This is a genomic window from Geobacillus sp. FJAT-46040, assembly GCF_002335725.1.
Taxonomy (GTDB): domain Bacteria; phylum Bacillota; class Bacilli; order Bacillales; family Anoxybacillaceae; genus Geobacillus; species Geobacillus thermoleovorans.
Map to the genome: position 1 here is coordinate 497153 of NZ_NISS01000001.1, position 9072 is coordinate 506224.

Below are 9072 nucleotides of genomic sequence, written 5' to 3' on the forward strand. Positions count from 1 at the left end.
ACACTGATGATGAGGTGTTTTCTTTATGTGGAAAAAACGAACGCTTGCCATGCTCGCCCTCATTCAACTGGGCTTGTTGTTGCTTGTCGGGCGATTGGCGCAGATCCAGCTGATTGACGCCGAGTCGTTCGCCAATCATAATTTAATTGCCGAAAGCGTCGCCCAGCGGACACAAGAACTGATCATTGACGACGGGCGCGGCTCATTCGTCGACCGAAATGGCGCGCCGCTCACGAAGCGATACGTGCCGTCGCTTGTCTTATTCCCGTTTTTAACGACGATGAAATGGCCGATGGAACAAGTCGCCCGCATCACCGGCGTCTCTAAAGAAGAGATCCGCCGCCAGCTTGAGCAGGCGGACGGTCCGTTCGTCTTAGAGAAGGATGGAGAGCCGCTCGCCTTGAGCGCCCAGCAAATGAAGCAAATTAACGATTTGCGCATTCCGGGCGTCTTAGCTGTCAATAAACAATACTCTCTTGAGGTGGTGTACGCTCCGCATTTGCTTGGCTTCACCCGCCCAGATCAGGAGCTCATCAAGAAGCGTTATCCAAAACGGCCGCTGCCGCCAAAGACCGAAGTGGGCATTCAAGGACTTGAGAAGGCGTTTGATGAGTTTTTGCTTGCCGACGGCGAAACGAAGCTGCTTTATCACGTTGACGCCGAAGGGCGGCCGCTGTTTGGGCTCGATGTCAAATACAGCGATACGGGCAACCCGTTTTATCCCGTCACCGTGCAAACGACGCTTGACCGTGACTTGCAGCAAGAGATGGAGCAGATCGTTGACCGATACGGGTTGAAAAAAGGCGGTCTTGTTTTGCTGGATATTGACACAAACAGTGTGCTCGCCATGGTCAGCCGCCCAAACATGGACCCGCGTGATCCGTACAAAAACCGCGGGGCGGAAAACCAAATAGTGTTGCCGCAAATCCCTGGCTCGATTTTTAAAACAGTCATTGCGGCCGCGGCGCTTGATGAGGGGCTCGCCTCGCTTGAGACAACGTTTGACTGCAGCCGAAAAATTGACGGCAAAACCCGCGATGAGGAGCATGATTACGGCATGCTTGATTTAGCGGACAGCTTTGCCGTCAGTTGCAACAATGCTTTCGCCACGCTCGGCAAGCAGTTGATCGAGCACGATCCCGATGCGTTTGAAACGTATGCGAGAAAGCTTGGGCTGTATCCGACGGCCGGCTGGGAAGGGGCGGTGTACCATGAAGAGCATTTCCGTCAGTTCCCGGAGGAGCAGAAAGGAACGATTTGGCATGATCCGCGCGACAAGAGGGTGCCGCTTGCGGTGGCGCAAACGGCGATCGGGCAAAAAAATGTACGCGTCTCGCCGCTTGGCGTCGCCAACATGATGGCGACCATCGCCCGCGGCGGCGAAGCGCTTCAGGTGCGGGCCGTTGACAAAGTGCTGTATAAAAACGGTGCGACCCTCTTTTCGTTTCCGCCTCAACCGGCTTCAGACATGGCGCCGATCGCGCCGCAGACGGCCGAAGAGCTGCAGCGGCTTTTGCGCAGCGTTGTCACCAAAGAGGATGGCACCGGCCGCCGTTTCCGTTCGCTGCCGTATCCGGTCGCCGGCAAATCCGGGACGGCGGAGACAGGAAAAATGGACGGCGGTGCTGAATTCATTAATAAATGGTTTGCTGGCTATTTTCCAGCCGACCGCCCGAAATACGCCCTCGCTGTCGTTGAGCTCGACGGCCCGAGCGGGCGGGCCTCGACGAATGATGTGTTCGCCGCCGCAGTCGAGGCGCTTTATGCTTATGACCACGCCAAAAATGAAGTGAAGTGACGAACCAAATGTAAGGGGAATCCATGTTTCCAGCACGAACATCATCCAAAGAAGGGAGAGGAGACGGTGGCGCAAATGGGGACACGCTTTGCCGCCCGCGCCAAGCGGCGGAGAATCAACCGTTGGCTCAATGGAGCCATTGCCGTTGTCGTGCTGCTCATTTTGATTGTCGGCGGGAACTTGCTGTTTGGCGATCAACCGAGCGAGAAGGCGGTTGATCGCGAAGCCAAAACAGAAGCGGCCAATGCGAAGCGGGTGGAAGTGGAAACAGGCGAAGCGGCGGCGCCGGCGGAAGCCGAAACGCCCGCCGAGGAAGAAGATGCTGCTTCCACCGATGAAACGAGCGAAGCGGGCATGACAGAAACGCCGGGCCCGCCGGGGTCCAACGTTGAAAAAGAAATCGTCAACCCGGCATGGCAGCCGATCGGTACGACGCAAACGGAGCCGCATGAAACGGTGTTTAAGAAAGATTCGGTCGACTGGAAGGAAATGCTCGATGCCGTCAGCTATGCGACCGGCATCGCCCCGGAGGAGATGATCGTTTGGTTCATCGGCAACAACGGGCCGAACAAAGCAGTCGCGACGATTTCGACGAAAGATCAAATCGCCCATTACAAAGTGTACATTGAATGGGTGACGAACGAAGGCTGGAAGCCGACGAAAGTGCAAAAGTTGAAGCAAAAGCCATAAGCGGCATGATGAGGGGAAGCGGAGATATTCGAAACTTTGGCGGCATCAGTGAAACGATGGCGGTTCATTAGCGGCGGAAAAATACACAGGCGCCCAAAAACGAAGGGCGCCTGTTATTTTTTCGCTTTGAAATGAACGACTGCGCTGTACCACCGCTTTCCGTTTTCCATGACGTGCATTTGATGGGATACATGATGGACGGAAAGCAAGAGCGCCTTGTTATGTTCAATTTGTTCGTTGATTTTTTTCTCGAGCGTCCGCAAGTCGTCCGCTTCAAAAAATTCGATTTTGTCGTCGATCAAATCAAGAGAAATGTTCGGCATCGTTCTTCCTCCTTTCCATTGTCAGTGTAGCAAATTTTCCCGCCCTCATCCACCGGAGTACAAGGGGGAACAATACGAACGAACATGATCGTTGAACAAGGGAAAAACATATGCTACAGTAGCAATACGAAAAAAACATACTATATTTATAGGAATTATAAACTTTTTTGGGGTGTGACCATATGGGCAGAGAGTTTCTTGACTTGTTTGAGCAATGGGCGGAATCGTATGACCGATCGGTCGAAGGATACGATGAGCAATATCGAGACGTGTTTGCCGGTTATGACCGCATTTTAAGCACGGTCGCCGACAAAGCCGGCCAAGTCGTGCTCGAGTTTGGCGTCGGCACAGGCAACTTGACGAAAAAGCTGCTTGAGCGCGGCAAGCAGGTGTACGGGATCGAGCCATCGGCGCCGATGAGGAAAAAAGCGGCGGAAAAGCTCAGCGGGCGAGCGGTCATTCTGGACGGCGATTTTTTGCAATTTCCGACACCGCCGGAGCCGATCGACACGATCGCCAGCACGTATGCGTTTCATCATTTGACGGATGCGGAAAAAGACGAAGCGCTGGCCAAATATAGTCAATTGCTCTATCCGGGTGGTAAAATAGTGTTTGCCGATACGGCGTTTCGCAACAAAGAGGCGTTCCGCCAGGCGATTGAGGAAGCCCGGGCGCGCGGCTTCTACGATTTGGCCGACGATTTGGAACGCGAATATTATACGACGCTTGACGTATTGGCATCACTGTTTTCCAAGCATGGCTTTTCCGCCTCCTTTGCGCAGCAAAACGCGTTCGTCTGGGTGATGGAGGCGGTGAAACAAACGACATAGAAAGAGGGAGAACGATGAAAGCAGCCATTATTGGAGCCATGGAAGAGGAAGTGGCGATTTTACGTTCGCGCATGGAAGGGCGCGAGGAAACGGTCATCGCCGGGTGCGAATTTTCCAAAGGGCGCCTTGACGGCGTGGAGGCGGTGTTGTTGAAATCCGGGATCGGCAAAGTGAACGCCGCCATGGGAACGACGCTTCTGCTTGATCACTTTCGCCCTGATTTCGTGATCAATACCGGTTCGGCCGGCGGATTTTTGCCTTCGCTTCGTGTCGGAGATCTTGTCATTTCCGAGGAAGTCGTTCATCATGACGTCGATGTGACCGCGTTCGGCTACGCTTACGGGCAAGTGCCTGGCCTGCCGGCGCGCTACCGGGCGGATGAGGCGCTTGTTGAGGCGGCCAAGCAGGCGGCGGCGCGGCTTGATGGCCTGCAGGCAGTGACCGGCTTGATCGCCACCGGCGATTCGTTTATGAACGATCCAAAGCGAGTCGAATTTGTGCGCGGTCAGTTTCCGGAATTGTGCGCCGTCGAAATGGAAGCGGCGGCGATCGCCCAAGTGTGCGTGCAATTTGGAACGCCGTTTGTCATCATCCGGGCGTTGTCTGATATTGCTGGTGAGGAGTCGGACGTGTCGTTTGAACAGTTTTTGGAGACGGCGGCGAAACATTCGGCTGAACTTGTCTTGTCGATGCTTTCCGTTATGAATCAGAAGCGCTATTAAGATGCAGCGAAAAAGCAGCTTGTCTATTTTCTCGACTGTCGAAGGCAAGCCTATGGCTTGCCTTCGTCACGCTAAGGCGTGACGAAAGACCGAACAACGACTCGCTTAAAGACCCATGAATGGGTCTTTAAGCGGTGTTGTTCGGTCACTCGACAGTCGGATGAAATGATCGGCAAAAACGAAAAATGTTAAAGCTTTAAATTGCATCTATCCTGAAAATACCCGAACTTCAAAATGTGCAAGGTTTCAGAGTTCGACATAGCGGCATTTTCATCCCTTCGATGGTGACGAAATCTTTTTGTCATGGGAGTCTATATATAGACAACAGAACACCGCCGTTTTGCTGCTAAACTGAGCGTGAAGAAACGGAGTGACTTGTATGCGCGTAGCAAAAAGCATCCATGAGTTGATCGGCCATACGCCGGTTGTCGAAATTACGCGCTTCCCCCTCCCGGAAGGCGTTCGGCTGTTCGCCAAGCTTGAATACTTCAATCCTGGCGGAAGCATTAAAGACCGGCTCGGACAAGAGCTGTTGCGCGAGGCGTTTGCATCAGGAAAACTGAAAGAGGGGGGCACGATCATCGAGCCGACGGCCGGCAACACCGGCATCGGTCTGGCGCTGGCGGCGATCGGCAAAAACGTGAACATCATTTTTTGTGTGCCGGAAAAATTCAGCATCGAAAAACAACAGCTGATGAAGGCGCTCGGGGCGCAAATCGTTCATACACCGACTGAAGAGGGAATGGAAGGAGCAATCCGTAAAGCGGAGGAGCTCGCCCGCACGATTCCAGGCGCCTATTGCCCCCAGCAGTTCCAAAACCCGGCCAATCCAAGGACGTATTACAAGACGCTCGGTCCGGAGCTGTGGGACGATTTGGACGGACAGATCGACATTTTTGTCGCCGGCTCCGGCTCCGGCGGCACGTTTATGGGGACAGCGACGTTTTTAAAAGAAAAAAACCCGGCCATTAAAACGGTCATCGTGGAACCGGAAGGCTCGATTTTAGGCGGCGGCAAGCCGGGTCCGCATCGGACGGAAGGGATCGGCATGGAGTTTTTGCCGCCGTTTATGGATCCGGATTATTTTGATGCCATCTACACGATCGCGGACGATGACGCGTTCCGGCGCGTCAGCGAACTCGCGAGACAGGAGGGGCTTTTGGTCGGCAGTTCGTCCGGCGCCGCGTTTCATGCCGCCTTGATGGAAGCAGAGAAGGCAAAGCCAGGGACGAATATCGTCGTCATTTTTCCGGACGGGAGCGAACGCTATTTAAGCAAACACATTTATGAAGGTGGGAGGTAACGATGAGGCGGAAAACGATGCTCATTCATGGCGGCATTCCGGGGGATCCGCATACTGGAGCGGTGTCGGTCCCGATTTATCAAGTGAGTACGTATAAGCAAGAAGAAGTTGGAAAGCATAAAGGGTTTGAATACTCGCGCACCGGCAACCCGACGCGCGCGGCGCTTGAGAAGCTGATCGCTGATCTCGAGGGCGGCGAAGCCGGCTTTGCGTTCGCTTCCGGTATGGCGGCAATTACGGCCGTCATGATGTTGTTTCAAAGCGGCGACCATCTAGTGCTCACTGACGATGTGTACGGCGGCACGTATCGCGTCATGACGAACGTGCTGAATCGGTTCGGGCTTGAGGCGACGTTCGTCGATACGAGCGATGTCGCCAACATCGAGGCGCACATCCGGCCGAATACGAAAGCCATCTATATTGAAACGCCGACGAACCCGCTGTTGAAAATCACTGACTTGCAAGCCGCCGCCGCCATTGCCCGTGCGCATGGGCTGCTATTGATCGTCGATAACACGTTTTCCACTCCGTACTTTCAGACGCCGCTTGAGCTTGGCGCCGATATCGTCATCCATAGTGCGACGAAATATTTAGGCGGCCATAGCGACGTCGTCGCTGGGTTGGCGGTTGTCCGCACGCCGGAGCTTGCCGAGCGGCTCCATTACGTGCAAAATTCAACCGGCGGCGTGCTCGGGCCGCAAGATTCATGGCTATTGATGCGCGGGATGAAAACGCTCGCCGTGCGGATGGAGGAACATGAAGAAAATGCGCGCCAAATCGCTGTTTTTTTGGCTGAACACAAGGCGGTCAAGCGCGTCCATTATCCAGGTCTTCCGGATCATCCGAACCACGAGTTGGCGAAAAAGCAAATGCGCGGATTTGGCGGCATGATTTCGTTTGATGTCGGCAGCTTGGAGCTTGCCGAGAAAGTGCTGTCGCGCGTGCGCTACTTTACGCTTGCCGAAAGCTTAGGGGCGGTCGAAAGTTTAATTTCGTTGCCAGGGAAAATGACGCACGCCTCGATCCCGAAGGAACGGCGCGAACAGCTCGGCATTACCGATGGCCTGATCCGTTTGTCGGTCGGGCTTGAAGATGTCAACGATCTGCTTGACGATTTGGCGAAGGCGCTTGGCTGAAATTGCCGCTCCCCCCTTCTGTCCATGTATGATACAGTGAAAGGGGAGAGGAGGGATCGGGCTTGAACGAGCAGCAACGAAACGAGCTGCGGGCCAAGGCGGGCGACTTTAAAACATACAGCCTCGTCTTGTTCGCGTTTGGAGCGTTTCTCTATTTCGGAACGATCATCCCAGGAGCGGTTGAGACAGCGAAAAAGCCGTTCGCCCTATTGGCAGTCGCCGTCTGTTTTACCGCGTCGCTTTCCTGTTTGCGCCAAGCCGCCCGCTATGCCCGCCGTCTTGAGGAAGAAGAAAAGCGGTTCGAACCGTAAACCTGCCTTTTGGCCGAAAGGCGGGTTTTTGTTTAGCCACCATGCTGGCGTTCAAGGGAAAGCAAGCTTTTTGCCTATTTTGCAAAAAAACGGTTTACAATGGAAATAATTTTGGATATAATTTCCTACGTAGCATCATTTCCAAAGGGAGGTCGAAGACAATGACAATGATGATGTGGACAACAGTAACGCATCCATTCTATCAAACGGCTATTCGACCTTCCGCCGACCGGGAATGAACGTGTACCGATGACGAAAAACAGCGATCAGGCCGCAGAAGGGGAGTAGTCTCGCTTTCTGCGGCCTTTTTGTACGCTTAGCCGCAGAAACGCCTTCCTTCTGCAGTTTTTTTGCATGGAAAGGAGGTGAGGGGGTATGACGATCCATTTGTTTTTTATAACAATGGAGATGAAAGGGGAGAAGATTCATGTCAATTGTACCAGTATGGCTTGTGATGTGGATGAAACAGACGGGAGACTCGACTTGACTCAGGCTAAAGGGGGATATCGGTGCTCCGCGTGCTGTTGTTGACGGTCGAATTTCACGAATTGTTCAAAATGTAGCGGAAGCGCTCCTTGTCTTCTTTGGTAAAATAAAATCTAGAAGAGAAGGTCAAGGAGGGAACGGGGATGTTCGCCATTGTCATGTCGATCATCATTACCGCGTCGATTGCGCTTGTTGTCGCCGCGGAAGTCAGCGTTGAGGCAAGAGCGTAAGCACGGCGGTTCTTCTGCATCGGGAGGGGGATAAGCAGGCGGACCGCATCAGCAGAACGTTGGCATCAATCGTTTTTGATTGGTCAGGTCATTGCCGGCTCATTTCGGGCCGGTCTATTTTTGTCGTAAAGACACGGACAACATCGCCCCTGCATATACATAACGATAGGCGGTTTCCGCCGATGACAGCAGGCGGGGGTGAGAGCATGTCCGGCATTTTCACGGCGTTTACGTTTCTGTTGAAAGAGCTGACGTTTCTTGTCTCGTATATTAAAAACAATGCGTTTCCCCAGCCGTTAAGCGCTCAAGAAGAGGAAAAGTATTTGGCGCTGATGGCAAAAGGCGACGAGCAAGCCCGCAACCGGCTCATCGAACACAACTTGCGCCTTGTTGCCCACATTGTGAAAAAGTTTGAAAATACGGGAGAAGAGGTCGAGGATTTAATCTCCATTGGCACGATCGGCTTGATCAAGGCGATTGAAAGCTATTCGCCGGGCAAAGGAACGAAGCTGGCAACGTATGCGGCTCGATGTATCGAGAACGAAATCCTGATGCACCTGCGTTCATTAAAAAAAACGCGCAAAGACGTCTCGTTGCATGAGCCAATCGGCCAGGACAAAGAAGGAAACGAAATCAGCCTGCTTGATATTTTAAAAGCCGAAGGCGAAGACATCGTCGATGAAATCCACTTGAACATGGAGCTCGAACAAGTCAAACAATATATCAGCGTGCTTGATGAGCGGGAAAAAGAGGTGATCATCAATCGCTTTGGCCTCGGTCGGCAGCGGGAAAAAACGCAGCGTGAAATCGCCAAAGAGCTCGGCATCTCGAGAAGCTATGTCTCGCGCATTGAAAAACGGGCATTAATGAAAATGTTTCACGAGTTTTATCGGCAGGAAAAAGAAAAACGGCGGTCATAACAAAAGCGGGTTGCTGGTGCAGCGACCCGCTTTTTCAGTAGTGGAAGAATAGAAATTATTTTAAAAAACTGAATTCTCTTAATTAGGCGAGAAGACTCCCACTTCAACGAAGCGAAGCGGAGTAAGTGGGAGATGAATCGCCTTAACTATATTTTGCTGAAAATAGGATAGATTCAGTAAAATATGGTATAATATAGTTAGATGGGAGGTGAAAAAATGTATTTTTGTATCAAACAACAGCTAAATGGTTTGACCAAAGAAGAATACTTGACTCTTCGAGAACTGTGCCATATTGCCAAGAACATGTACAACGTCGGATTGTA

The 9072-nt window shown here is 52.7% G+C and carries 9 protein-coding genes; 8 read left to right on the forward strand and 1 reads right to left on the reverse strand.

Annotation, left to right across the window (positions count from 1 at the left end):
• Positions 1 to 25: 25 nt before the first annotated feature.
• Positions 26 to 1798 carry a peptidoglycan D,D-transpeptidase FtsI family protein gene (locus tag CD000_RS02600; RefSeq protein WP_096224812.1) on the forward strand — a complete coding sequence of 591 codons (1773 nt, stop codon included), beginning with the start codon at positions 26 to 28 and terminating at the stop codon, positions 1796 to 1798.
• Between the two features lie 66 nt (positions 1799 to 1864).
• Entirely contained in the window at positions 1865 to 2488 is a 624-nt protein-coding gene (locus tag CD000_RS02605; RefSeq protein ID WP_020278376.1) for a YrrS family protein, read from the forward strand.
• A gap of 113 nt (positions 2489 to 2601) precedes the next feature.
• Here CD000_RS02605 and CD000_RS02610 read toward each other — a convergent pair whose 3' ends face one another.
• Positions 2602 to 2811, reverse strand: a complete 210-nt coding sequence (locus CD000_RS02610; protein WP_096224813.1) for a YrzA family protein — start codon at positions 2809 to 2811, stop codon at positions 2602 to 2604.
• 182 nt (positions 2812 to 2993) lie between these two features.
• On the opposite strand from CD000_RS02610, the gene CD000_RS02615 reads away from it, so the two are divergent.
• The 6 genes from CD000_RS02615 to sigK all read left to right on the forward strand — a co-directional run bounded on the left by CD000_RS02615 (position 2994) and on the right by sigK (position 8749).
• Positions 2994 to 3641: a class I SAM-dependent methyltransferase gene (locus CD000_RS02615; RefSeq protein WP_096224814.1), complete on the forward strand. Its 648-nt coding sequence runs from the start codon at positions 2994 to 2996 to the stop codon at positions 3639 to 3641.
• Between the two features lie 14 nt (positions 3642 to 3655).
• Positions 3656 to 4363 carry a 5'-methylthioadenosine/S-adenosylhomocysteine nucleosidase gene (gene mtnN / locus CD000_RS02620; RefSeq protein ID WP_096224815.1) on the forward strand — a complete coding sequence of 236 codons (708 nt, stop codon included), beginning with the start codon at positions 3656 to 3658 and terminating at the stop codon, positions 4361 to 4363.
• A 379-nt stretch (positions 4364 to 4742) separates the two neighbouring features.
• Positions 4743 to 5666 (forward strand): PLP-dependent cysteine synthase family protein, encoded by a 924-nt coding sequence (locus CD000_RS02630; RefSeq protein WP_096224816.1) that lies wholly within the window; start codon positions 4743 to 4745, stop codon positions 5664 to 5666.
• 2 nt (positions 5667 to 5668) lie between these two features.
• On the forward strand, positions 5669 to 6802 hold the full coding sequence (locus tag CD000_RS02635) for a bifunctional cystathionine gamma-lyase/homocysteine desulfhydrase (protein ID WP_096224817.1): 1134 nt from the start codon (positions 5669 to 5671) through the stop codon (positions 6800 to 6802).
• 62 nt (positions 6803 to 6864) lie between these two features.
• On the forward strand, positions 6865 to 7113 hold the full coding sequence (locus tag CD000_RS02640) for a YrhC family protein (protein ID WP_011232017.1): 249 nt from the start codon (positions 6865 to 6867) through the stop codon (positions 7111 to 7113).
• A gap of 922 nt (positions 7114 to 8035) precedes the next feature.
• Complete coding sequence (sigK, locus tag CD000_RS02650; RefSeq protein ID WP_020278372.1) at positions 8036 to 8749, forward strand: RNA polymerase sporulation sigma factor SigK; 714 nt, start codon at positions 8036 to 8038, stop codon at positions 8747 to 8749.
• The last annotated feature ends 323 nt before the right edge of the window (positions 8750 to 9072 follow it).

Bases quoted from the DNA above. Each gene is read 5' to 3' on its own strand.
- CD000_RS02615 (WP_096224814.1), top strand. From the start codon at position 2,994: ATGGGCAGAGAGTTTCTTGACTTGTTTGAGCAATGGGCGGAATCGTAT.
- sigK (WP_020278372.1), top strand. From the start codon at position 8,036: ATGTCCGGCATTTTCACGGCGTTTACGTTTCTGTTGAAAGAGCTGACG.
- mtnN (WP_096224815.1), top strand. From the start codon at position 3,656: ATGAAAGCAGCCATTATTGGAGCCATGGAAGAGGAAGTGGCGATTTTA.
- CD000_RS02635 (WP_096224817.1), top strand. From the start codon at position 5,669: ATGAGGCGGAAAACGATGCTCATTCATGGCGGCATTCCGGGGGATCCG.
- CD000_RS02630 (WP_096224816.1), top strand. From the start codon at position 4,743: ATGCGCGTAGCAAAAAGCATCCATGAGTTGATCGGCCATACGCCGGTT.
- CD000_RS02600 (WP_096224812.1), top strand. From the start codon at position 26: ATGTGGAAAAAACGAACGCTTGCCATGCTCGCCCTCATTCAACTGGGC.
- CD000_RS02610 (WP_096224813.1), bottom strand. From the start codon at position 2,811: ATGCCGAACATTTCTCTTGATTTGATCGACGACAAAATCGAATTTTTT.